This is a genomic window from Pseudomonas sp. MF09150 (assembly GCF_059862355.1).
Genome location: NZ_JCBCUS010000004.1, coordinates 206,788 through 229,440 on the forward strand (window position 1 = coordinate 206,788; position 22,653 = coordinate 229,440).

The 22,653-nt window shown below is 62.1% G+C and carries 22 protein-coding genes; 19 read left to right on the forward strand and 3 right to left on the reverse strand.

The genetic code is table 11. From position 1 onward, the window contains the following. Positions 1-396: 396 nt before the first annotated feature. The gene (gene argF, locus AC19YX_RS17085; protein WP_020298576.1) at positions 397-1,317 is read left to right on the forward strand and encodes an ornithine carbamoyltransferase; all 921 of its coding nucleotides are present in this window, start codon (positions 397-399) and stop codon (positions 1,315-1,317) included. Continuing rightward, positions 1,314-2,423, forward strand: coding sequence for an ABC transporter ATP-binding protein (locus AC19YX_RS17090; RefSeq protein ID WP_078471932.1), 1,110 nt, complete (start codon positions 1,314-1,316; stop codon positions 2,421-2,423). Before argF ends, AC19YX_RS17090 begins: the two co-directional genes overlap by 4 nt. A gap of 60 nt (positions 2,424-2,483) precedes the next feature. Here the strand turns inward: AC19YX_RS17090 and AC19YX_RS17095 are convergent, their stop codons facing one another. Then, the gene (locus AC19YX_RS17095; protein WP_500606650.1) at positions 2,484-3,272 is read right to left on the reverse strand and encodes a PhzF family phenazine biosynthesis protein; all 789 of its coding nucleotides are present in this window, start codon (positions 3,270-3,272) and stop codon (positions 2,484-2,486) included. 124 nt (positions 3,273-3,396) lie between these two features. Continuing rightward, entirely contained in the window at positions 3,397-3,867 is a 471-nt protein-coding gene (gene ybaK, locus AC19YX_RS17100; RefSeq protein WP_020298573.1) for a Cys-tRNA(Pro) deacylase, read from the reverse strand. A 383-nt stretch (positions 3,868-4,250) separates the two neighbouring features. Between ybaK and AC19YX_RS17105 the strand changes: the two genes are divergently transcribed. From AC19YX_RS17105 to AC19YX_RS17170, 14 genes are all read left to right on the forward strand, one after another. After that, the gene (locus AC19YX_RS17105) at positions 4,251-5,102 is read left to right on the forward strand and encodes an MIP/aquaporin family protein (RefSeq protein ID WP_020298572.1); all 852 of its coding nucleotides are present in this window, start codon (positions 4,251-4,253) and stop codon (positions 5,100-5,102) included. A 76-nt stretch (positions 5,103-5,178) separates the two neighbouring features. Continuing rightward, the gene (gene glpK / locus AC19YX_RS17110) at positions 5,179-6,690 is read left to right on the forward strand and encodes a glycerol kinase GlpK (RefSeq protein WP_078471934.1); all 1,512 of its coding nucleotides are present in this window, start codon (positions 5,179-5,181) and stop codon (positions 6,688-6,690) included. Positions 6,691-6,779: 89 nt separating this feature from the next. Next, positions 6,780-7,535: a DeoR family transcriptional regulator gene (locus AC19YX_RS17115; RefSeq protein ID WP_020298570.1), complete on the forward strand. Its 756-nt coding sequence runs from the start codon at positions 6,780-6,782 to the stop codon at positions 7,533-7,535. A 245-nt stretch (positions 7,536-7,780) separates the two neighbouring features. Beyond that, positions 7,781-9,319, forward strand: a complete 1,539-nt coding sequence (gene glpD / locus AC19YX_RS17120) for a glycerol-3-phosphate dehydrogenase (RefSeq protein WP_500606651.1) — start codon at positions 7,781-7,783, stop codon at positions 9,317-9,319. 336 nt (positions 9,320-9,655) lie between these two features. Then, on the forward strand, positions 9,656-10,570 hold the full coding sequence (locus tag AC19YX_RS17125; RefSeq protein ID WP_020298568.1) for a glutamate/aspartate ABC transporter substrate-binding protein: 915 nt from the start codon (positions 9,656-9,658) through the stop codon (positions 10,568-10,570). A gap of 192 nt (positions 10,571-10,762) precedes the next feature. Beyond that, the gene (locus tag AC19YX_RS17130) at positions 10,763-11,509 is read left to right on the forward strand and encodes an amino acid ABC transporter permease (protein ID WP_020298567.1); all 747 of its coding nucleotides are present in this window, start codon (positions 10,763-10,765) and stop codon (positions 11,507-11,509) included. Beyond that, a complete protein-coding gene (locus AC19YX_RS17135; protein WP_078471936.1) occupies positions 11,509-12,180 on the forward strand; it encodes an amino acid ABC transporter permease in 672 nt (223 codons plus the stop codon). The genes AC19YX_RS17130 and AC19YX_RS17135 overlap by 1 nt, the downstream gene beginning before the upstream one ends. Continuing rightward, positions 12,177-12,911, forward strand: coding sequence for an amino acid ABC transporter ATP-binding protein (locus AC19YX_RS17140; protein WP_020298565.1), 735 nt, complete (start codon positions 12,177-12,179; stop codon positions 12,909-12,911). The genes AC19YX_RS17135 and AC19YX_RS17140 overlap by 4 nt, the downstream gene beginning before the upstream one ends. Before the next feature lie 222 nt (positions 12,912-13,133). Then, positions 13,134-15,035 (forward strand): two-component sensor histidine kinase AauS, encoded by a 1,902-nt coding sequence (gene aauS / locus AC19YX_RS17145; RefSeq protein ID WP_500606652.1) that lies wholly within the window; start codon positions 13,134-13,136, stop codon positions 15,033-15,035. Continuing rightward, positions 15,032-16,357 carry a two-component response regulator AauR gene (gene aauR / locus AC19YX_RS17150; protein ID WP_078471938.1) on the forward strand — a complete coding sequence of 442 codons (1,326 nt, stop codon included), beginning with the start codon at positions 15,032-15,034 and terminating at the stop codon, positions 16,355-16,357. The genes aauS and aauR overlap by 4 nt, the downstream gene beginning before the upstream one ends. 32 nt (positions 16,358-16,389) lie before the next feature. Further along, entirely contained in the window at positions 16,390-16,719 is a 330-nt protein-coding gene (locus tag AC19YX_RS17155) for a GlpM family protein (RefSeq protein ID WP_178102975.1), read from the forward strand. A gap of 219 nt (positions 16,720-16,938) precedes the next feature. After that, positions 16,939-17,859, forward strand: a complete 921-nt coding sequence (locus AC19YX_RS17160; RefSeq protein ID WP_421548642.1) for an arginase family protein — start codon at positions 16,939-16,941, stop codon at positions 17,857-17,859. Beyond that, positions 17,856-18,230, forward strand: coding sequence for a DMT family transporter (locus AC19YX_RS17165; RefSeq protein ID WP_020298560.1), 375 nt, complete (start codon positions 17,856-17,858; stop codon positions 18,228-18,230). Before AC19YX_RS17160 ends, AC19YX_RS17165 begins: the two co-directional genes overlap by 4 nt. A 30-nt stretch (positions 18,231-18,260) precedes the next feature. Beyond that, positions 18,261-18,662: a DMT family transporter gene (locus tag AC19YX_RS17170; RefSeq protein ID WP_078471941.1), complete on the forward strand. Its 402-nt coding sequence runs from the start codon at positions 18,261-18,263 to the stop codon at positions 18,660-18,662. A gap of 27 nt (positions 18,663-18,689) precedes the next feature. On the opposite strand, the gene AC19YX_RS17175 is transcribed toward AC19YX_RS17170, so the two are convergent. Then, positions 18,690-19,460: a MipA/OmpV family protein gene (locus AC19YX_RS17175; RefSeq protein ID WP_421548643.1), complete on the reverse strand. Its 771-nt coding sequence runs from the start codon at positions 19,458-19,460 to the stop codon at positions 18,690-18,692. A gap of 229 nt (positions 19,461-19,689) precedes the next feature. Here AC19YX_RS17175 and AC19YX_RS17180 point away from each other — a divergent pair, with 229 nt between their 5' ends. The 3 genes from AC19YX_RS17180 to AC19YX_RS17190 are packed head-to-tail and all read left to right on the forward strand — an operon-like array spanning position 19,690 to position 22,644. Next, the gene (locus AC19YX_RS17180; RefSeq protein ID WP_201127655.1) at positions 19,690-20,397 is read left to right on the forward strand and encodes an MtnX-like HAD-IB family phosphatase; all 708 of its coding nucleotides are present in this window, start codon (positions 19,690-19,692) and stop codon (positions 20,395-20,397) included. Continuing rightward, entirely contained in the window at positions 20,390-21,784 is a 1,395-nt protein-coding gene (locus AC19YX_RS17185) for an aspartate aminotransferase family protein (RefSeq protein ID WP_500606653.1), read from the forward strand. The genes AC19YX_RS17180 and AC19YX_RS17185 overlap by 8 nt, the downstream gene beginning before the upstream one ends. Then, positions 21,781-22,644 (forward strand): alpha/beta hydrolase, encoded by an 864-nt coding sequence (locus tag AC19YX_RS17190; protein ID WP_500606654.1) that lies wholly within the window; start codon positions 21,781-21,783, stop codon positions 22,642-22,644. Before AC19YX_RS17185 ends, AC19YX_RS17190 begins: the two co-directional genes overlap by 4 nt. The last annotated feature ends 9 nt before the right edge of the window (positions 22,645-22,653 follow it).

Consider the following 22,653-nt stretch of genomic DNA (forward strand, 5'->3'; position numbering starts at 1 on the left):
GCTGTTGCGCAGTTATAACTCCAGCACTTTGCATTAGGAAATATTTCAGAGTGCATGCCCGTGAATGCTGCCGGAAAACCCCTCGCCCGACAGGTCAGAAAACGACCGGGATCACGCCGCGCCCGCCCTGCTTGATTGCCAAGCGGCGTGGGGGCAGTGTACAAATGGCCGGCTGCTGTCAGGAAACAGGCTTCAAAAGCGCTACCGCACTCGCACCGTAGCCTCTCTGAAATCCCCTAAACGCCGTAGCACTATTGGTAAGACGCGACATTTAATTATAAGATCGCGCCTTCCCCTATTTCGTCGCCCCGTGCGGCTTTCGCCGCAGGTCTCGCCCGTTTTTCAAATAAACAAGGCTTTGAGTATCTGCGGTCTGTTGCAAAAAGGTAGTTAATGATGAGCGCAAGGCACTTTCTCTCCCTGATGGATTGCACGCCCGAAGAGCTGGTCAGCGTGATTCGTCGAGGCATCGAGCTGAAGGACCTGCGTAACCGCGGCGTACTGTTCGAGCCATTGAAAAACCGCGTGCTCGGAATGATTTTCGAGAAGTCGTCGACCCGTACCCGTCTTTCATTCGAAGCCGGCATGATCCAGCTCGGCGGCCAGGCCATCTTCCTGTCCCCGCGCGACACCCAACTGGGTCGCGGCGAGCCCATCAGCGATTGCGCGATCGTCATGTCGCGCATGCTCGATGCGGTGATGATCCGTACATTCGCCCACAGCACCCTGACCGAGTTCGCGGCCAACTCCCGCGTGCCGGTGATCAACGGCCTGTCCGATGACCTGCATCCCTGCCAGTTGCTGGCCGACATGCAAACCTTCCTCGAACACCGCGGCTCGATCCAGGGCAAGACCGTGGCCTGGATCGGCGACGGCAACAACATGTGCAACAGCTATATAGAAGCGGCGATCCAGTTCGACTTCCAGTTGCGCATCGCCTGCCCTGAAGGCTACGAGCCCAACCCGCACTTCCTGGCCCAGGCTGGCGATCGCGTGACCATCGTCCGCGATCCGAAAGACGCCGTGCGCGGCGCCCACCTGGTGAGCACTGACGTCTGGACCTCCATGGGCCAGGAAGAAGAAACCGCCAAGCGCCTGAAGCTGTTCGCCCCGTTCCAGGTCAACCGCGCCCTGCTCGACCTCGCGGCCGAGGACGTGCTGTTCATGCATTGCCTGCCGGCGCACCGCGGTGAAGAAATTAGCCTCGACCTGCTGGACGATGCCCGTTCAGTGGCTTGGGACCAGGCCGAAAACCGCCTGCACGCACAAAAGGCCCTGCTCGAATTTCTGGTCGAGCCGGCGTACCACCACGCATGAGCCAGCCATTACTGCTAAACCTGCGCAATCTCGCCTGCGGCTACCAGGATCAACGGGTCGTCCAGAACCTCAACCTGCACCTGAACGCCGGTGACATCGGTTGCCTGCTCGGCTCGTCCGGCTGCGGCAAGACCACCACCCTGCGTGCGATTGCCGGGTTCGAACCGGTGCACGAAGGCGAGATCCAGCTCGCCGGCGAGACCATTTCCAGCGCCGGCTTCACCCTGGCCCCGGAACGCCGTCGCATCGGCATGGTGTTCCAGGATTACGCCCTGTTCCCGCACTTGTGCGTGGCGGACAACATCGCCTTCGGCATCCGCAAGCACCCGCAGAAAGAGCGAGTGGTCGAGGAGTTGCTGGAGCTGGTCAACCTGAAGAACCTCGGCAAGCGCTTCCCCCACGAGCTGTCTGGCGGCCAACAGCAACGCGTGGCCCTGGCCCGAGCCCTGGCGCCGGAACCGCAATTGCTGCTGCTCGACGAGCCCTTCTCCAACCTCGACGGCGAGCTGCGCCGCAAGCTCAGCCATGAGGTGCGCGACATCCTCAAGGCCCGTGGCACCAGCGCGATTCTGGTGACCCATGACCAGGAAGAAGCGTTCGCCGTCAGCGATCACGTCGGGGTGTTCAAGGAAGGTCGCCTGGAGCAGTGGGATACGCCCTACAACCTCTACCACGAGCCGCTGACCCCGTTTGTCGCAAGCTTTATCGGCCAGGGCTATTTTATTCGCGGGCAGCTCACGACCCCGGAATCGGTGCAGACCGAGCTCGGCATGCTGCGAGGCAATCGGGCCTATACCTGGCCGGTGGGGGGAGCGGTGGATGTCCTGCTGCGCCCGGACGATATCGTCTACGCCCCGGACAGCACGCTCAAGGCGCGGATTGTTGGCAAGACCTTCCTTGGCGCATCGACTCTGTACCGCCTGCAGCTGCCCACCGGTAGCCAGTTGGAGTCGATCTTCCCGAGCCACGTCGACCACCAGGTCGGGGCGGATGTGGGCATTCGGGTCGCAGCCGAGCACCTGGTGCTGTTCCAGGCCAACGGCAGCACGGCGGCGCAGATGGTCCAGGTCGAAGCCGGGGTCCGTCGCTACAGCACGGCCCACTGACCGCACACCGGCTTGCCGCTATGCAGGCGCCGCCATCGGACGGCGCCTGCACATTGCCCCTCAGCCCAACAACAATTCGCCGCAGGCCACCAGGGTCGCGTCGCCGCCAATCTTCACCCGCTCCCCTTCCAGCCGACAGAACAACTCCCCACCCCGTTGCGAGCATTGGTAGGCCGTAAGCTCGGTCTTGCCCAGGCGTTCGGCCCAATACGGGATCAGGCAGCAATGGGTCGACCCGGTCACCGGGTCTTCATTGATACCAATCGCTGGCGCAAAAAAGCGCGACACAAAATCATGCTCACGCCCCACAGCAGTGACAATCACCCCGGGCCACGGCAGTTTGGCCAGGGCGGCCAGATCCGGCTGGCAATCACGCACGGCCTGCTCCGAATCGAGCACCACCAACAGCTCGTTGGCCGCCAGCACCTGCACCGGCTCGCGCCCCAGTGCCTGGGTCAAAGCGGCCAGATCGAGCCCGCCGACTTCGCCCGGCTGGCGACGGGGAAAGTCGAGCCACAGTCGCCCACTGTCGCGGGTGACGCTAAGGGGGCCGGAGCGGCTGAGGAAATCAATGCGTTGCGCCGGCTCCTGATACACCTCGAACAGCACATGGGCACTGGCCAGGGTCGCATGCCCGCACAGCGGGATTTCGGTGAGCGGGGTAAACCAGCGAATGCGCCAACCGGCGTCTTCACGCACCACAAAGGCGGTTTCCGCCAGGTTGTGTTCGGCGGCGATATTTTGCATCAGCGCATCGGCTGGCCAGGCCGCCAGGCGATAGACCATGGCCGGGTTGCCGCTGAAGGGGCGGTCGCTGAAGGCGTCGACTTGATGAAACTCGAATTGCATGTGGCTTCTCCATGAACAGGCGACGCGCAGCATGGAGGCCCGCCCCCCGGAGGCGATAGCCACAGAACAGGGGATTTTTCACCATACAGCGCCGGCCTCTCCCCATGGCGTGGCGCCAGTGCCTTCAGGCGCGACCGATATCGGCAAACCTGGCCTGGGTATGCTCCGCCAGCACCGCCGCTGCCAGCTCGACTTCCAACCCACGGCGCCCGGCGCTGACAAAGATGCTCGCAAACGGCTGGGCACTGTTGTCGATAAAGGTCCGCAAGCGCTTCTTCTGCCCCAGCGGGCTGATCCCCCCCAGCAGGTAGCCAGTCGCCCGTTGCGCGGCCGCCGGGTCTGCCATTTCGGCTTTCTTGACCCCTGCGGCCTGGGCCAGGGCCTTGAGATCAAGACTTCCGACGACCGGCACCACCGCCACCAGCAATTCACCCTTTTCACTGCTGGCCAACAGCGTCTTGAACACCTGCGCCGGGTCCAGGCCCAGTTTTTCCGCTGCCTCCAGCCCATAGGAGGCTGCCTTGGGATCATGTTCGTAACTGTGCACCCGATGTTCGGCGCGAACTTTTTTCAGCAGATCCAGTGCAGGGGTCATGGCAGCTCCAAGGGAGGGACAAAGACTAAAAACATGGGCCTCGGATTCTAGGACATCAATCGGCAAAAGGCTCTACCCCGAGGCCCGCCAACCCGGGTCGAAACGATTTTCCCGGGCGTTGGGCGACAGATTGTCCCAGGGGCCGGAGTGCCCTTGTGACGAACATTCACCTGACTGATAACTACAAAATGACTACCGGTTCACTTTCGACCTTTGACAGCAGTGTTTCTTGTCTATATTTTTTCGTTTATGAATATCATGCTGTAGATCGAATGGTGTACCGGCAGTAAGCCGTTATCGGGATGGGGATCCTGATGGTGGTGAAAATCGCGCTTGGCACCCTTAGCCCAAGCGTCAGACAACAACAAAAAACGAGGTTTTCAATGACAACTGCTTTACAACAACCAACGCTCTTCGGCCAATGCACTGCCGAATTCCTGGGCACCGCCCTGCTGATCTTCTTTGGTACGGGTTGCGTCGCCGCGCTCAAGGTGGCGGGTGCCAGCTTCGGCCTGTGGGAAATCAGCATTATCTGGGGGATCGGCGTGAGCATGGCGATCTACCTCACGGCCGGGGTTTCCGGGGCCCACCTCAACCCTGCCGTCAGCATCGCGCTGTGCCTGTTTACCGATTTCGAGAAGCGCAAACTGCCGTTCTATATCCTCGCCCAGGTTGCCGGCGCCTTCTGCGCAGCGCTGCTGGTCTACACGCTTTACAGCAACCTGTTCTTCGATTTCGAACAAAGCCACCAGATGATTCGCGGCTCCCAGGCCAGCCTGGAGCTGGCGTCGGTGTTCTCCACCTACCCGCACCCGGCGCTGTCGACGGCTCAGGCGTTCCTGGTGGAAGTGGTGATCACCGCCATCCTGATGGGGGTGATCATGTCCCTGACCGACGACAACAACGGCCTGCCACGGGGTGCGATGGCGCCCTTGCTGATTGGTTTGCTGATTGCCGTGATCGGCAGCGCAATGGGTCCGCTGACCGGCTTTGCGATGAACCCGGCGCGGGACTTCGGTCCAAAACTGATGACCTTCTTCATGGGCTGGGGTGAAGTCTCCTTCACCGGCGGCCGTGATATCCCATACTTCCTGGTACCGATCTTTGCTCCGATCGTCGGTGCCTGCCTCGGTGCAGCAGCCTATCGCGGGCTGATTGCCCGTCACCTGCCTAGCGCCATTGCTGCTACAAAGGACGCAGAACCGGCCACTGACGGCAAAGTAAGAACTTCTTGAAACCGCGGGCGCGAGATCCTGCCCAAACCGATCTCGCGCCTCACCTCACTTCCTTATTTCGTCCAAGGCAATCGACATGACCGACATTCAGAATAAGAACTACATCATTGCCCTCGATCAGGGTACGACCAGCTCGCGCGCGATCATTTTCGACCGTGACGCCAATGTGGTCTGCACCGCTCAGCGCGAATTCGCCCAGCATTATCCGCAAGCCGGCTGGGTCGAACACGACCCGATGGAAATCTTCGCCACCCAGAGCGCAGTGATGGTCGAGGCCCTGGCCCAGGCTGGCCTGCACCATGACCAGGTCGCTGCCATCGGCATCACCAACCAGCGCGAAACCACCGTGGTCTGGGACAAGAACACCGGCCGCCCGATCTATAACGCCATCGTCTGGCAGTGCCGACGCAGCACCGAGATCTGCCAGCAGCTCAAGCGCGACGGCCACGAGCAATACATCAGCGACACCACCGGCCTGGTCACCGACCCGTACTTCTCCGGTACCAAGCTCAAGTGGATCCTCGACAACGTCGAAGGCAGCCGTGAGCGTGCCCGTGACGGCGAACTGCTGTTCGGCACCATCGACAGCTGGCTGATCTGGAAATTTACCGGCGGCAAGACCCACGTCACCGACTACACCAACGCCTCGCGCACCATGCTCTTCAACATCCACACCCTGGAGTGGGATGCCAAGATGCTGGAAGTGCTGGATATCCCGCGGGCCATGCTGCCTGAAGTGAAGTCGTCGTCCGAAATCTACGGCCGCACCAAGAGCGGTATTGCCATCGGCGGTATTGCCGGCGACCAGCAGGCGGCGCTGTTCGGCCAGATGTGCGTCGAGCCGGGCCAGGCAAAAAACACCTACGGCACGGGCTGCTTCCTGCTGATGAACACCGGCGACAAAGCGGTCAAATCCAAGCACGGCATGCTCACCACCATCGCCTGCGGCCCACGGGGTGAAGTGGCGTACGCCCTGGAAGGCGCGGTATTCAACGGCGGTTCCACTGTGCAGTGGCTGCGGGACGAGTTGAAAATCATCAACGACGCCCACGACACCGAATACTTCGCCAACAAGGTCAAGGACAGCAATGGCGTGTACCTGGTCCCGGCCTTCACCGGCCTTGGCGCCCCGTACTGGGACCCCTATGCCCGTGGCGCGCTGTTCGGCCTGACCCGTGGCGTGCGGGTTGACCACATCATTCGCGCGGCCCTGGAGTCCATCGCCTACCAGACCCGCGACGTACTCGACGCCATGCAACAGGACTCCGGCGAACGCCTCAAGGCCCTGCGTGTGGACGGTGGTGCGGTGGCCAACAACTTCCTCATGCAGTTCCAGGCCGACATCCTCGGCACCCAGGTCGAGCGCCCGCAAATGCGCGAAACCACGGCACTGGGCGCCGCCTACCTGGCGGGCCTGGCTTGTGGCTTCTGGGGCAGCCTGGAAGAGTTGCGGGGCAAGGCCGTGATCGAGCGCGAGTTCGAACCTGCCCTGGACGAAGCCGCCAAGGAAAAACTCTACGCCGGCTGGAAAAAAGCCGTCAGCCGCACCCGCGACTGGGAACCCCACGAAGGCGCTGAGCAGGCCTGAGGCCGGATTCGCGTCCGGTTGTAACTGGTAGGGAGCAGATTCCTGCGGCATCATGGGCAAATTTTGCACGGCAGCCCAAAGGAAGCCCCATGAATCTGCCTCCCCGTCAGCAGCAAATCCTCGAACTGGTCCGCGAACGCGGCTACGTCAGCATCGAGGAAATGGCTCAGCTGTTCGTTGTTACCCCGCAAACCATCCGCCGCGATATCAACCAATTGGCGGAAGTGAACCTGCTGCGTCGCTATCACGGCGGCGCCGCCTACGACTCCAGCGTCGAAAACACCGCCTATGCCATGCGCGCCGATCAGATGCGCGATGAGAAACAACGCATCGGCGAAGCCATCGCCGCACAAATTCCCGACCACGCCTCGCTGTTCATCAATATCGGTACCACTACCGAGTCCATTGCGCGGGCGCTGCTCAACCACAACCACCTGAAGATCATCACCAACAACCTGCACGTAGCCTCCATGCTCAGCGCCAAGGACGACTTTGACGTGCTGCTGACCGGCGGCACCGTGCGCCGCGACGGCGGTGTGGTGGGCCAGGCCAGCGTCGACTTCATCAATCAGTTCAAGGTCGACTTCGCCCTGGTCGGCATCAGCGGGATCGATGAAGACGGCAGCCTGCTGGACTTCGACTACCAGGAAGTACGGGTCTCCCAGGCGATCATCGCCAACGCCCGGCAAGTGATCCTGGCCGCCGACTCCAGCAAGTTCGGGCGCAACGCCATGATCCGCCTGGGGCCGATCAGCCTGATCGACTGCCTGGTAACCGATCAGCAGCCCGTCCCGGCCCTCGCCCAACTGCTCAGCCAGCACAAGATCCGCCTCGAAGTGGTGTAACCCCTCCCCCAAGCAGCCTGCAGCAGCAGGCTTGGCTTTTTCCACCTGCGCCTGAGCAGTCTCCACGACTGCCTCAAAGCGTCGAACAATGTTCGTATATTTTCCTTTGAGCCCGCTTCGATCAGTTTTTTCAATCGAAGGCGACTGGCTGTGGGCGACTTTATGCGCTAGTATTTTCGGAAATGAACATTAATGTTCGAATTCCAATATCAATTCAAATATTAAAAGAAACCCGAGGCCCGCCGATGCCCACTTCTACCTTGCCCACGCCCCCTCTTGCCGAGGTCTACGATGTTGCCGTGATTGGCGGCGGGATCAATGGAGTCGGGATCGCTGCCGATGCCGCCGGTCGCGGCCTGTCCGTGTTCCTTTGCGAAAAGGACGACCTGGCCAGCCACACCTCTTCAGCCAGCAGCAAGTTGATCCACGGCGGCCTGCGCTACCTCGAACATTACGAATTCCGCCTGGTGCGCGAGGCCCTGGCCGAACGCGAAGTGCTGCTGGCCAAGGCGCCGCACATCGTCAAACCGATGCGTTTCGTGCTGCCGCACCGCCCACACCTGCGCCCGGCGTGGATGATTCGTGCCGGCCTGTTTCTGTATGACCACTTGGGCAAGCGAGAAAAACTCGCCGGCTCCAAAAGCCTCAAGTTCGGTACCGACAGCCCGCTGAAAGCGCAAATCACCAAGGGTTTCGAATACTCCGACTGCTGGGTCGATGACGCGCGCCTGGTGGTGCTCAACGCCATGGCTGCCCGGGAGAAAGGCGCCCACGTCCACACCCAGACCCGTTGCGTCAGCGCCCGGCGCAGCAAGGGCCTGTGGCACCTGCACCTGGAGCGCGCCGACGGCAGTCTGTTCTCGATCCGCGCCAAGGCCCTGGTCAATGCGGCCGGGCCGTGGGTCGCCAAGTTCATCAAGGATGACCTGAAGCTGGATTCGCCCTACGGCATCCGCTTGATCCAGGGCAGCCACCTGATCGTGCCCAAGCTCTACGAAGGTGAACATGCGCACATCCTGCAGAACGAAGATCAGCGCATCGTCTTCACCATCCCGTACCTGAATCACTTCACCCTGATCGGCACCACCGACCGCGAATACACCGGCGACCCGGCGAAAGTGACGATCACCGACGGCGAGACGGATTACATCCTTAACGTGGTCAATGCCCACTTCAAGAAACAGCTGAGCCGCGACAATATCGTCCACACCTATTCCGGCGTGCGCCCGCTGTGCAATGACGAGTCCGACAACCCTTCGGCCGTGACCCGCGACTACACCCTGGCCCTGTCCGGCGCGGCTGATGAGGCGCCGTTGCTGTCGGTGTTCGGCGGCAAGCTGACCACCTACCGCAAACTGGCCGAGTCGGCACTGGCTCAACTGGCGCCCTATTTCAAGGACATCCGCCCGAGCTGGACGGCCCACGCGACCCTGCCGGGCGGCGAGGACATGAGCACCCCACAGGCGCTGAGCGAGGCGATCCGCAAGCGGTACGACTGGGTCCCCGGGGAAATCGCCCTGCGCTGGGCCACCACCTACGGCAGCCGCACCTGGCGCCTGCTGGAAGGTGTGCAAGGCCTGAACGACATGGGCGAGCACCTGGGTGGCGGGCTCTACACCCGTGAAGTCGACTACCTGTGCAGCGAGGAATGGGCGGTCAACGCCGAGGACATCCTGTGGCGGCGCAGCAAACTCGGCCTGTTCACCACCGCAGCCGAACAGCAGAAGCTGCGGGACTATCTGGAACAGGTCGAGCAGAACCGCCGCAAGATCGAAGCGGCCTGATCTCCCCGAGTGCTTCACCCCAACCCCCGGCGCCTCATGGCCCGGGGGTTTTGCGTCAGGGTGTGCCAGCCAGACGGTGGATGTTCGGTTTTCCGAACGAGCATCCCGCGCGGATTCGGATAACCGGATAATCGCCGCTTCAGAAACCCTGGATATATATTTAATTCCCTTTTAAATCAGCCTCTTGATCCTTTTATCCTGGCCTGGCACGACTCATGCTCTACACTCTGCGACGAATGCCTGATCGCCAACACATCAGGAGCCGTCAAGGCATTCGCTGTATAAAAGAGCCGTCGAACTGGCTTCATAAAAAAAACAAATGTCGAGGAAATATTGATGCGCATCGTTCCCCACCTGTTGGGCGCAGCTATCGCTGCCGCTCTGATTAGCACTCCAGTTTTCGCAGCCGAACTCACCGGCACACTGAAGAAGATCAAAGAGTCCGGCACCATCACCCTCGGACATCGCGACGCATCCATTCCGTTTTCCTACATCGCGGATGCTTCCGGCGTTCCTGTTGGCTACTCCCACGACATCCAGCTGAAAATCGTCGAAGCCATCAAGAAAGACCTCGACATGCCGGATCTCAAGGTCAAGTACAACCTGGTCACCTCGCAAACCCGTATCCCGCTGGTGCAGAACGGCACCGTGGACGTCGAGTGCGGCTCCACCACCAACAACGTCGAGCGTCAGCAGCAAGTTGACTTTTCGGTAGGCATCTTCGAAATCGGCACCCGTCTGCTGGCCAAGAAAGACTCCACCTACAAAGACTTCCCTGATCTGAAGGGCAAGAACGTGGTGACCACCGCCGGCACCACCTCCGAGCGCATCCTCAAGTCGATGAACGCCGACAAGCAGATGGGCATGAACGTGATCTCCGCCAAGGACCACGGTGAATCCTTCAACATGCTGGAAAGCGGCCGCGCCGTTGCCTTCATGATGGACGACGCACTGCTGGCCGGTGAAATGGCCAAGGCCAAGAAGCCGACCGACTGGGCCGTGACCGGTACCGCGCAGTCCTATGAAATCTACGGCTGCATGGTGCGCAAGGGCGATGCCCCGTTCAAGAAGGCGGTCGACGACGCCATCGTGGCGACCTACAAGTCGGGCGAGATCAACAAGATCTACGACAAGTGGTTCCAATCGCCAATCCCGCCAAAAGGCCTGAACCTGATGTTCCCGATGAGCGACGAGCTCAAGGCCCTGATCGCCAACCCGACCGACAAAGCGGCTGACGACAAAAAGTCCTGATTCCTGACTAACCTTACATCCTGAAGGGGCCCCGCCCCTTCAGGAGTCTGTCACTACCTGCTGGCATTTTTTGGAAACACTCGAACCGGTGGTTGTCGAGCCGATCGTGTGTGCCTGATCTTCAACATCAGGCGGGAAAGGATTCTCCCCAAGCGGGTGCTTGTACATCGATCGATCTGAGGGGAGACCCTAATGAATTACAACTGGGACTGGGGCGTGTTCTTCAAGTCCACCGGCGTGGGCAGCGAGACCTATCTCGACTGGTTCATTTCCGGCCTGGGCTGGACCATCGCCATTGCCGTGGTGGCCTGGATCATCGCGCTGACACTGGGCTCGGTGCTCGGGGTCATGCGTACCGTGCCGAATCGCCTGGTATCGGGGATCGCCACGGTTTACGTGGAGCTCTTCCGTAACGTACCGCTGCTGGTTCAGCTGTTTATCTGGTACTTCCTGGTACCCGACCTGCTGCCGCAAAACCTCCAGGACTGGTACAAACAGGACCTCAACCCGACGACGTCGGCGTACCTGAGCGTGGTCGTGTGCCTGGGCCTGTTCACCGCCGCCCGGGTCTGCGAACAAGTGCGTACCGGTATCCAGGCGCTGCCACGGGGCCAGGAATCCGCCGCTCGCGCCATGGGCTTCAAGCTGCCGCAGATCTACTGGAACGTGCTGCTGCCCCAGGCCTATCGGATCATTATTCCGCCGCTCACCTCGGAATTCCTCAACGTCTTCAAGAACTCCTCCGTGGCGTCCTTGATCGGCCTGATGGAATTGCTGGCGCAGACCAAACAGACCGCCGAGTTTTCCGCCAACCTGTTTGAAGCCTTCACCCTGGCCACCCTGATCTACTTCACCCTGAACATGAGCCTGATGCTGCTGATGCGCCTGGTCGAGAAGAAAGTCGCAGTGCCCGGCCTGATCTCCGTGGGGGGTAAATAATGGAATTTGATTTCAGTGGCATCGTCCCGGCCATTCCCGGCCTGTGGAACGGCATGCTGATGACCCTGCAACTGATGGTGCTCGGCGTCGTCGGCGGGATCATCCTGGGTACCATCCTGGCGTTGATGCGCCTGTCCGACAGCAAACTGCTATCGCGGATCGCCGGTGCGTACGTCAACTACTTCCGCTCGATCCCGCTGCTGCTGGTGATCACCTGGTTCTACCTGGCGGTGCCGTTCGTGCTGCGCTGGATCACCGGCGAAGACACCCCGATCGGCGCGTTCACCTCGTGCATCGTGGCATTCATGATGTTCGAAGCGGCGTACTTCTGCGAAATCGTCCGTGCCGGCGTGCAGTCGATCCCCAAGGGCCAGATGGGCGCCGCCCAGGCATTGGGCATGGGCTATGGCCAGACCATGCGCCTGATCATCCTGCCCCAGGCCTTTCGCAAGATGACCCCGCTGCTGCTGCAACAAAGCATCATCCTGTTCCAGGACACCTCGCTGGTGTACACCGTGGGCCTGGTGGATTTCCTCAATGCCTCGCGCTCCAGCGGCGACATCATCGGTCGCTCCAATGAGTTCCTGATCTTCGCAGGGCTCGTGTACTTCACAATCAGCTTTGCCGCCTCGCTGCTGGTCAAGCGTCTGCAAAAAAGGTTTGCCGTATGATCTCTATCAAGAACATCAACAAGTGGTACGGGGACTTCCAGGTGCTGACCGATTGCAGCACCGAGGTCAAGAAAGGTGAAGTGATCGTGGTGTGCGGGCCGTCCGGTTCCGGCAAATCGACGCTGATCAAATGCGTCAACGCCCTGGAGCCGTTCCAGAAAGGCGACATCGTGGTCGATGGCACCTCCATTGCCGATCCGAAGACCAACCTGCCGAAACTGCGTTCGCGGGTCGGCATGGTGTTCCAGCATTTCGAACTGTTCCCGCACCTGACCATCACCGAAAACCTGACCATCGCGCAGATTAAGGTCTTGGGTCGCAGCAAGGAAGAAGCCACCAAGAAAGGCCTGCAACTGCTTGAGCGCGTCGGCCTTTCCGCCCACGCCCACAAACACCCCGGCCAACTCTCCGGCGGCCAGCAGCAGCGTGTGGCGATTGCCCGTGCGCTGGCGATGGACCCGGTGGTCATGCTGTTCGACGAACCGACCTCGGCGCTGGACCCGGAGATGGTCAACGAAGTGCTCGACGTCATGGTGCAACTGGCCCACGAAGGCATGACCATGATGTGCGTCACCCACGAAATGGGCTTCGCCCGCAAAGTGGCGGATCGGGTGATCTTCATGGACCAGGGCAAAATCATCGAAGACTGTCAGAAAGAAGAGTTCTTCGGCGACATCAGTGCCCGTTCCGAACGTGCGCAGCATTTCCTCGAGAAAATCCTGCAGCACTGAAACCTTGGCGCTTCCCTTGCCCGTGTGGCGAGGGAGTTCGCCCCCGCGGGGTCGCACAGCGGCCCCAGGACCTGCAACCGCGCTGTGCCTGACACACCGCGATTACCGGTTTTACGACTGCTTCGCAGCCGAGCGGGAGCACGCTCCCTCGCCACGGGTTCCGCGCTCGACTGGAAACCAGAGCAGGCCCCTCGCCATGCTGGTTGACCCAAGGCATCTGTGATGAAATGCGACCCCACTCTCTATCGCGCCGCGCCGCCATCACTCGCCGTGAAACCTCGCCTGATTCGCCAACTGTTCCTGCCGCCACTGATCATTTTGCTGATGATCGGCCTGGGGTATGCCGGCTTTTGGGTCAGTGAGCACAACGGGGTCCGCAGCCTCAGCGAAAACGGCGAGCGGCAGCTGGAACTGCACGCCCGCGCCGTCGAAAGCGAGATCAGCAAATACACCTACCTGCCCAGCCTGCTGGAACTCGAATCCAGCGTTTCCCGGCTGCTGGAAGACCCGACGCCCGAACACCGGCAAACGGTCAATGATTACCTCGAAGGCCTGAACCGGCGCAGCCGCAGTCGGGCGATCTACGTGATGGACACCACCGGCCGGGTGCTGGCCACCAGCAACTGGCGGGATGTCGACAGCTACCTGGGTGAAGACCTGTCATTTCGCGCGTATTTCCAGAACGCCGTGCGCGGCCAGCCCGGACGTTTCTACGGCATCGGCAGCACCAACGGCGAGCCGGGCTACTACCTGGCCCATGGCCTGGAGGCCCAGGGCAAGATCATCGGCGTGGCCGTGGTCAAGGTCCGCCTCGAAGCCCTGGAAGAGCGTTGGCAGCGAGCACGCTTGGAAGCCTTTGTCAGCGACGAGAACGGCATCATCATCCTCTCCAGCGACCCGGCGCGGCGGCTCAAGTCGGTCCGTCCCCTGAGCGATGAAACCAAGGAGCGCCTGGCCCGCAGCCTGCAGTACTACTGGTTCCCGCTCAACGAACTGGAACCCCTGGCCCGCGAACGCCTGGCCGAGGGCGTGGAAAAACTGACCTTCCCGGCCAACACCGAACTGGTCTCCGACGAACAGGAAATCAGTTACCTGTCCCAGACCCGGCCCCTGAGCGACACACCGTGGAATTTCACCCTGCTCACCCCGTTGCAGGACCTGCGCCGCGAAGCCATCAATCAGGGCATCCTGGTGGCGGTGGCCTTCGCCCTGGTGGCGTTCCTGCTGATCGCCTGGAACGAACGGCGCAAGGTGATCGCCACCCGCCTGGCCGCCCGTGAAGCGCTGCAGGAAGCCAACAATCAGCTGGAGCGTCGGATTACCGAACGCACCGCCGACCTGCGTGCCAGCAACGAACGGCTCAAGGGTCAGATCCGCGAACGACGCCAGGCCGAAGAGACCCTGCGCCGCGCCCAGGACGAACTGGTGCAGGCCGGCAAGCTGGCGGCCATCGGCCAGATGTCCACCAGCATCGCTCACGAACTGAACCAGCCGCTGGCGGCGCTGCGCACCTTGTCCGGCAACACCGTGCGCTTCCTGGAACGGGGAGCCCTGGACACCGCCAGCGCCAACCTCAAGACCATCAATGAATTGATCGATCGCATGGGCCGCATCACCGCCAGCCTGCGCTCCTTCGCCCGGCGCGGTGACGACCAGGGCGAAGCCAGCCTGGGCAAGGCGGTGGACGCGGCCCTGCAACTGCTCAACGCGCGTATCGAACCACTGCCACTGGCCCTGCGCCGTCACTTCAGCGACGTTCAGGTACAAATCGACCAGACGCGCCTGGAGCAGATTCTGGTCAACCTGATCGGCAATGCCCTGGACGCCATGCAGGCGCAACCGGCGCCCGAGCTGTGGCTGGAAGGCGAACAGGTCGACGATAAATACCGCCTGCGGGTGCGTGACAACGGCCACGGCATCGACGCCGAGGCGCGCAAGCACCTGTTCGAACCCTTCTTTACCACCAAGCCGGGTGAACAGGGCCTGGGCCTCGGCCTGACCCTGTCGGCCAGCCTGGCCGCGGCCACCGGCGGCAATCTGGGTGTCGAGCACCCGGCCACCGGAGGCACCGCCTTCGTCCTCAGCTTGCCCCTGGTAAGCCCCACTCGAGCCGAGCCGCTATGAACCACGACCTCACCGTGCTGATCGTCGAAGACGACCCCCATGTCCTGCTGGGCTGCCAACAGGCCCTCGGGCTGGAGGACATCCCCTGCATCGGCGTCGGCAGTGCCGAGGACGCCCTGGCCCAGGTCGGCGAGAACTTTCCCGGCATCGTGATCAGTGATATCCGCCTGCCGGGTATCGACGGCCTGGAGCTGCTGACCCGCCTCAAGGCGCGCGATCGCAGCTTGCCAGTGGTACTCATCACCGGGCACGGTGATATCTCCATGGCGGTGGGCGCGATGCAGAAAGGCGCCTACGACTTCATGGAAAAACCCTTCTCCCCCGAGCGCCTGGTGGACGTTGCGCGCCGCGCCCTGGAACAGCGGGGCCTGGCTCGGGAAGTGTCCTCGTTGCGCCGGCAGCTGGCCGAGCGCGACTCCCTGGAAGGCCGGATCATCGGCCGCTCACCGGCCATGCAGAACCTGCGCGAGCTGATCGCCAACGTCGCCGACACCTCGGCCAACGTATTGATCGAAGGCGAGACCGGCACCGGCAAGGAACTGGTCGCGCGCTGCCTGCATGACTTCAGTCGACGTCACGCTCACCAGTTCGTCGCGCTGAACTGCGGCGGCCTGCCGGAGAACCTGTTCGAAAGCGAGATCTTCGGCCACGAAGCCAACGCCTTCACCGGCGCCGGCAAGCGACGCATCGGCAAGATCGAGCACGCCCATGACGGCACGCTGTTCCTCGACGAAGTGGAAAGCATGCCGATCAACCTGCAGATCAAGCTGCTGCGGGTCTTGCAGGAGCGCACCCTGGAACGCCTGGGCTCGAACCAGAGCGTGGCCGTGGACTGCCGGGTGATTGCCGCGACCAAGTCCGACCTCGATGAGTTGAGCCGCGCCAACCAGTTTCGCAGCGACCTGTATTACCGGTTGAATGTGGTGACCCTGGAGCTGCCGCCCTTGCGCGAGCGGCGCGAGGACATCCTGCAGTTGTTCGAGCACTTTTTGCAGCAGTCGTCGCTGCGTTTCGACCGCGCGGTGCCGGAGCTGGACAACCAGACCGTATCGATCCTGATGAGCCACGACTGGCCGGGCAACGTGCGTGAGCTGCGCAACGTCGCCGAGCGCTTCGCCCTGGGCCTGCCGGTGTTCAAGAAATCCGGCAGCCACCCGGCCCAGGGCCTGGGCTTTGCCGAAGCGGTGGAAGCCTTCGAGCGCAATCTGCTGGGCGATGCCTTGCAGCGCAGCGGCGGCAACCTGACCCAGGCCAGCCAGGAACTGGGCATGGCCAAGACCACGCTGTTCGACAAGGTCAAGAAGTACGGCCTGAGCCACTAACCCGACCCAAGCGAGATATACCTGTGGATCTATTGCTCAAAGCTGCACTGGGCGCTGGCGTGGTGCTGATCCTGGCCGCCCTGGCGAAAACCCGGAATTACTACATCGCCGGGTTGGTGCCGCTGTTTCCGACCTTCGCCCTGATCGCCCATTACATCGTCGGCAAGGGCCGTTCGGTGGAAGACCTGAAGACCACCATCGTCTTTGGCATGTGGTCGATCATTCCGTACTTCGTGTACCTGGCGACCCTGTACGTGATGGTCGACCGCCTGCGCCTCGAAGCCTCCCTGGCCGTGGCCGCCGTGGCCTGGCTGATGGCCGCGACGGTCCTGGTCAGCGTCTGGGTCCGCCTGCACGCCTGACCTGTCGCCGCTGCCGAGCCCGCGAGGCTGCGCTGGCCGGACCTGGCGCCCCTCATCTGCCTGACCCCCCTCGGCGTTCATCCGGGCCAGCGCAGCCTGCGGCAGCGGCTACGGTCCAGGCGCGCGTTCGAACGTGGCCCGGTCTTTGCAATTACCGTGGAAAGCCCGGCCGGTCTGCGTTTCAGCGCTGGCGGGGCGCTGCCATGGGTAAATCACACGTTGAATATTTTAGATCTCGACCACAGTCTGACCGCCCAGGAGGCCGTCACGCGACGCTTGGAAAACGGTCAGGCGCGGCGCCTGGACCTGCTGGACCTGGGCCCGAAACTGCGGCTCTGGTCCACCGAGCGCACCTACCGGCGCTTCACCGAACGCCTGGGCCAGCGGCCCGCGCATAACGGGCCGCAGCCGGAAATCTTCTTTGTCGGCTCCGGCGACTACCACCACCTGACCCCGGCCTTTCTCGCCAACCTGAAGGAGCCGGTGAGCCTGATCCACTTCGATAACCACCCCGACTGGGTGCGACTGGCCCCGCGTCGGCACTGCGGCTCCTGGGTCAACCGCGCGCTGCAAATGCCCCACATCCAGCGCATCGTCACCCTGGGGCCGTGCAGCGAGGACCTCGACAGCCCGCAACTGCGCGGCGGCAACCTGGGCGCCTTGCGCCAGGGCAAGCTGCAGCTGTTTCCCTGGCAGCATGCGCCGTCCAAGGTCTGGGGCCGGATCGGCGATGGCGCCGGGCACCAGCAGCGGGAAAACCATCTGCACTGGCACAACCTGGTGGACCAGGACTGGCCCGGTTTCATCGCTCAGATGATCGCCGGCCTGCCCACCGAGGCGGTCTGGATCACCATCGACAAAGACGTGCTGGCCAGTGAAGACGCCGCGACCAACTGGGACCAGGGCGGCATGCGCCTGAGCCACTTGTTGCAGGCGTTGCGCCTGCTGGCCGAGGGCAAACGGGTTCTGGGCATCGATGTCTGCGGCGAATTTGCCGCGCCGGCCTTCAGCAACGCCCTCAAGCGCTGGGAAGCCACATCCGACCAACCGCCTGTCGAACGCTGGAGCCAGGCCGACCTGCTGCGCAACTCGGTGACCAATGAAGCGCTGATGAGCCTGTTCGAGGAGTTGTACCCGTGACCTTGACCGTTGTTCTGCTGGTGGCCTTTTCCATCGTCCTGGATGTGATCGGCCAACTCTGTTTCAAGCTCGGCCTGGACCGCCTGCCCGAACTCGAAGGCGGCTTTCGCCTCAATGCGTTCTGGGGCCAGGTATTCAATGCGCCCCTGCTCTGGTGCGGGATCGGCGCCTATGTGATCGAGTTTTTCGTCTGGCTCGAAGCCTTGTCTCGCGCGCCCCTGAGCCTGCTGTTTCCAGCCGCGGCCCTGGCCTATTGCGGCGTGGTCCTGGCCGGCAAGGTCATCCTCGGTGAATACGTCAGCCGGCGGCGCTGGCTCGGCACCCTGGTGATCACCCTGGGCGTGATGCTGGTGTGCATCGCCAGTACCTGAGCCTCTATTCACGATTGAAAGGAACCCTACATGACTTCAACCACCTCATCCGGCTGGCTCCACGAGCGCCTGGGCACCGTGGTGCTCTGGGCCCTACTGATCGGCTTTGAAAGCGCCGGGCAGATCGCGACCAAGGTGGCCGGCGACCAACTGGGACAGATGGACTTCACCCTGCAATGGCTGCTGGCGGTGGCCGCCAACCCGGGGATCCTGCTGGCGATCGCCTGTTACATCGGCGCCTTTTTCGTCTGGATGCTGATTCTGCGACGCAGCAGCCTGTCCCTGGCCTTCCCCTTGAGTTCACTGGTGTTCGTGGTGGTGCTGCTCGGCTCCTGGCTGGGCCTGGGCGAGCAGATCAGCCTGCTGCACTGGGTCGGCGTACTGGTGATCATCGGCGGGATCGCCCTGCTGGCCGAGGGCGAGGCAAGCTGAAACGACGCTGGCCGCAGCCAGCACGCTTCAGAATTTGTAGCTGATTGCGGTCTGCACCTGGCCCTGATTGACCTGGCCCTTCTCGCGCACGATGCTGCTGTCCGCCGCCGAATGGGTCAGGCGAATCCAGCTGGCACTGGTCATCAGCGACCAGTCGCCGCCCAGGGGGATTTGCAGGTTCTGGGTCAGGGTCACGTTCTGCAAACCGCCACTGGCGTTGTACGGCGCGATGCCGGAGGCCTGGGCCTCGTCGCCACTGACCCCGAAAAAGGTCTGGGCCTGACGCCCATCGGCAAAGTGTGCGGTCAGGTTATTGCTGCCGATAATCCCGGCACCCAGCGGGTAACCGATCTCGCCACCGACCTTGCCCAGCACCCCGCCCTGACCATCGCCTCCCGCCACCGCGTGGCCGAGGAAGGCGAACACGCGCCAGAAATCGTCCGGCGCATACTCGATAAAACCCCCAACGTCGGCCATGTTCGGCACGTCTCGCAGGCCGCGCAGCGAGCCGTTGGCGTTACGCCCTGGCAGGTAATTGATATACGGCCCGGCGCTGAAACCGTTGGCCGACAGAGCATCCCAGGTCAGGCCGTCATCGGTGTCGAGGCTGACCGAACCCCAGTCCAGGTCGAAGTACGGCAATGGCACGCTTTCATAGCGACTGCCGCTTGGGTCGTGGGGCTGGTAGCCGACGCCCAGCCCGACCTGTCCGGTGATGCCGTCGTCGGCCAGGGCTGTGGAACCCGCCCCCAACGCCAGCAGGCCGGCGAACAGGGCAGAACGTGTGAACCTGGGCATGGGTGCATTTCCTTGTCTGAACATGCGCGCATCAATCCCTAGACGTCGGTGTCTGCGCAAGCACTGATGTTGTTTGTAGCAAGCTACAAAAATTGTAGCTACAAAGCTGAAAAACAGCCCAGACCGCCGCCGCAAGCCCAGCCCTGCTGGGTTTTCTCCAGTTGGCACAGTCCCTGCTCTACCTCTCTGGCAAGCGCAAACAGCGCTCCTATCCAACAGGTAACTGCAGATGATGCACTGGCATATCGTGTGTGACTTCGACGGGACCATCACCCGCACCGACGTGATCGACAACGTCCTCCAACGCTTCGCCGACCCTAGCTGGGAGAGCATCGAGCAGGAGTGGCTCGACGGTCACATCGGTTCCCGTGAGTGCCTCAGTCGCCAACTGGCGCTGGTCAAGGCGACCCCGTCCGAGCTGCTCGGGTATTTCGACAGTGTCGAAATCGACCCCGACTTTCCCGACTTCGTCGACCATGTGACCGGCCTCGGCGCCTCCATTGAAGTGGTCAGCGACGGCATCGAACAAGGCATCGCCCGGATCCTGGCGCGCAACTACGTGAGCCTGCTGCCGATCCTTGCCAACCGCCTGCGCCAGGTCGACCACAACAGCTGGCGCATCGACTTCCCCTACGCCAGCGACGCCTGCCGTGCGGCATCCGGCAACTGCAAATGCAAATCCACCCCGCGTGGCAAACGCGTGCTGGTGATCGGTGACGGCCAGTCCGACATGTGCGTGGCCTCCACCGCCGACTTCGTTTTTGCCAAGGACCGCCTGGCCGAATACTGCGAGCGCAATGCAATTCCTTATGCACGCTTCGACACCTTCGCCGAGCTGCCTGCGCTTATGGCCCAACTGCCTAACGGCAGCGCCAACGCCAATACCTTCTCCCTTGAAAATTCTGCTGAACCACAGGAACTCTTCCATCATGTCTGACATTCGCATTGCCACCGCAGAAGACCAGATCCTTCTGGAAAAAGAAGCCAAGTACTGCTCCTACGGCGACACCGTCCACTACATCGAGCCGCCGCGCATTTTCAGCCGCTGCGAAGGCTCCTACGTCTGGGACACCGAAGACCAGGCCTACCTCGACCTGCAAATGTGGTATTCGGCGGTCAACTTCGGCTACGCCAACCCGCGTCTGAACAACGCCCTGAAACAGCAGATCGACACCCTGCCGCAGATCGCCAGCCAGTACCTGCACAAAGGCAAGATCGAGCTCTCGGAAATGATCGCGGTCGATGCCAAGAAGAAATTCGGCCTCGACGGCCGCGTGCACTTCAACGTCGGCGGCTCGCAGTCCATCGAGGACTCGCTGAAAGTGGTGCGCAACGCCAGCAACGGCAAGAGCCTGATGTTCGCCTTCGAAGGCGGCTACCACGGCCGGACCCTCGGTGCCTCGTCGATCACCTCCAGCTACCGCTACCGTCGCCGCTACGGCCACTTCGGCGAGCGCGCCAACTTCATTCCGTTCCCGTACCACTTCCGTGGTCCGAAAGGCATGACCAAGGAAGAGTACGGCAGCCACTGCGTGCAGCAGTTCGCCCGACTGTTCGAAACCGAATACAACGGTGTCTGGGACCCGAAAGTCGGCCAGAGCGAATACGCCGCGTTTTACGTCGAGCCGATCCAGGGCACCGGTGGCTACGTGATCCCGCCGATGAACTTCTACAGCGAGCTCAAGCAGGTCCTGGACCAGCACGGCATCCTGATGGTGGTCGATGAAATCCAGATGGGCTTCTGGCGCACCGGCAAGCTGTGGTCGATCGAACACTTCGACGTGCAACCCGACGTGATCGTGTTCGGCAAGGCGCTGACCAACGGCTTGAACCCACTGGGCGGCATCTGGGCCAAGGAAGAATTGATCAACCCGAAAATCTTCCCGCCAGGTTCGACCCACTCCACCTTCGCCTCCAACCCATTGGGTACGGCGGTCGGCCTGGAAATGTTCAAGATGACCAGCGAAGTCGACTACGGCGCGATGGTCATGGCCAAGGGCAAATACTTCCTGGAAGGCCTGCAAGACCTGCAGAAACGCTTCCCGATCATCGGCGATGTCGACGGCCTGGGCCTGGCCCTGCGCTGCGAAATCTGCGGCCCGGACGGCTTCACCCCGGACAAGGCGACCCTGGACTACATGGTCGAGGAAGGCATGAAGGGCGACATGCTGGTTGACGGTCGGAAACTGGGCCTGATCCTCGACGTCGGCGGCTACTACAAGAACGTGATCACCCTGGCACCGTCCCTGGAGATCAGCTACCCGGAAATCGACCTGGGCCTGAAGCTGCTTGAGCAGTTGCTGGTTCGAGCCATGAAGCGGTGAACGTGGCAGGGATCGATCTGGGTCAAGGCGACTCGGGCTTCGTTCTCGGCAATGGTCCGGTCGGGGTCCTGTTGATCCACGGCCTGACCGGCACCCCGACGGAGTTGCGTCGGGTGGCCCAGGGCCTGGCCAAGCAGGGCTGCACGGTGTATGTGCCGACCCTGGCCGGGCATTGCGGGGACAACAGCGACCTGCAGGCCACCGGCTGGCAGGACTGGTACGAGGGGGTGCGCAGAACCTTCGTCGGCGTGCGTCAGCGTCACCAGCAGGTATTCGTCGGCGGCTTGTCCATGGGTGCAGTCATGTCGATGTACGTGGCGTCCGAGCATCCGGGGCAGGTCACCGGCCTGCTGATGTATTCGACCACCCTCAAGTACGACGGCTGGAGCATCAACAAACTGGCGTTCCTGACCCCGTTGCTGATGAAGATTCCGTTCGGCGTGCACATGTGCAGCTTCGAGGAAAAACCGCCCTACGGCATCAAGAACCAACGCCTGCGGGCTATCGTCGAGCGGCAGATGAAAGCCGGCGAGAGCAGCAATGCCGGGCTGCTGACCATGGAGGGGGTGACCGTGCGCGAACTGCATCGGATGAACGCCGTGGTGAAAAAACGCATGCCGTCGATTACCACGCCGGCCCTGGTGCTGCACTCGATCGAAGACGACATCACCAGCCGCTGGAACGCCGATTATGTGGAACGCAAACTCGGTGGCCCGGTGACCAAGATCCTCCTCGACAACTGCTATCACATGATCACAGTCGACCTGCAATACCGTCGGGTCGTGGAGTTAAGCCTCGCGTTCATCGAGCAACAGGCTCACTCGCCAGCCGTGCGCGAAGACTATCGACAGCTGGCGTAACTTAAGGAC

What these genes read in the sequence shown, in the direction of transcription:
- AC19YX_RS17105 (WP_020298572.1), top strand. Translation starts at nt 4,251, where the DNA reads ATGACAACTGCTTTACAACAACCAACGCTCTTCGGCCAATGCACTGCC.
- aauS (WP_500606652.1), top strand. Translation starts at nt 13,134, where the DNA reads ATGAAATGCGACCCCACTCTCTATCGCGCCGCGCCGCCATCACTCGCC.
- AC19YX_RS17115 (WP_020298570.1), top strand. Translation starts at nt 6,780, where the DNA reads ATGAATCTGCCTCCCCGTCAGCAGCAAATCCTCGAACTGGTCCGCGAA.
- argF (WP_020298576.1), top strand. Translation starts at nt 397, where the DNA reads ATGAGCGCAAGGCACTTTCTCTCCCTGATGGATTGCACGCCCGAAGAG.
- AC19YX_RS17125 (WP_020298568.1), top strand. Translation starts at nt 9,656, where the DNA reads ATGCGCATCGTTCCCCACCTGTTGGGCGCAGCTATCGCTGCCGCTCTG.
- AC19YX_RS17185 (WP_500606653.1), top strand. Translation starts at nt 20,390, where the DNA reads ATGTCTGACATTCGCATTGCCACCGCAGAAGACCAGATCCTTCTGGAA.
- AC19YX_RS17095 (WP_500606650.1), bottom strand. Translation starts at nt 3,272, where the DNA reads ATGCAATTCGAGTTTCATCAAGTCGACGCCTTCAGCGACCGCCCCTTC.
- AC19YX_RS17175 (WP_421548643.1), bottom strand. Translation starts at nt 19,460, where the DNA reads ATGCCCAGGTTCACACGTTCTGCCCTGTTCGCCGGCCTGCTGGCGTTG.
- glpD (WP_500606651.1), top strand. Translation starts at nt 7,781, where the DNA reads ATGCCCACTTCTACCTTGCCCACGCCCCCTCTTGCCGAGGTCTACGAT.
- glpK (WP_078471934.1), top strand. Translation starts at nt 5,179, where the DNA reads ATGACCGACATTCAGAATAAGAACTACATCATTGCCCTCGATCAGGGT.
- ybaK (WP_020298573.1), bottom strand. Translation starts at nt 3,867, where the DNA reads ATGACCCCTGCACTGGATCTGCTGAAAAAAGTTCGCGCCGAACATCGG.
- aauR (WP_078471938.1), top strand. Translation starts at nt 15,032, where the DNA reads ATGAACCACGACCTCACCGTGCTGATCGTCGAAGACGACCCCCATGTC.
- AC19YX_RS17170 (WP_078471941.1), top strand. Translation starts at nt 18,261, where the DNA reads ATGACTTCAACCACCTCATCCGGCTGGCTCCACGAGCGCCTGGGCACC.
- AC19YX_RS17130 (WP_020298567.1), top strand. Translation starts at nt 10,763, where the DNA reads ATGAATTACAACTGGGACTGGGGCGTGTTCTTCAAGTCCACCGGCGTG.
- AC19YX_RS17135 (WP_078471936.1), top strand. Translation starts at nt 11,509, where the DNA reads ATGGAATTTGATTTCAGTGGCATCGTCCCGGCCATTCCCGGCCTGTGG.
- AC19YX_RS17140 (WP_020298565.1), top strand. Translation starts at nt 12,177, where the DNA reads ATGATCTCTATCAAGAACATCAACAAGTGGTACGGGGACTTCCAGGTG.
- AC19YX_RS17180 (WP_201127655.1), top strand. Translation starts at nt 19,690, where the DNA reads ATGATGCACTGGCATATCGTGTGTGACTTCGACGGGACCATCACCCGC.
- AC19YX_RS17090 (WP_078471932.1), top strand. Translation starts at nt 1,314, where the DNA reads ATGAGCCAGCCATTACTGCTAAACCTGCGCAATCTCGCCTGCGGCTAC.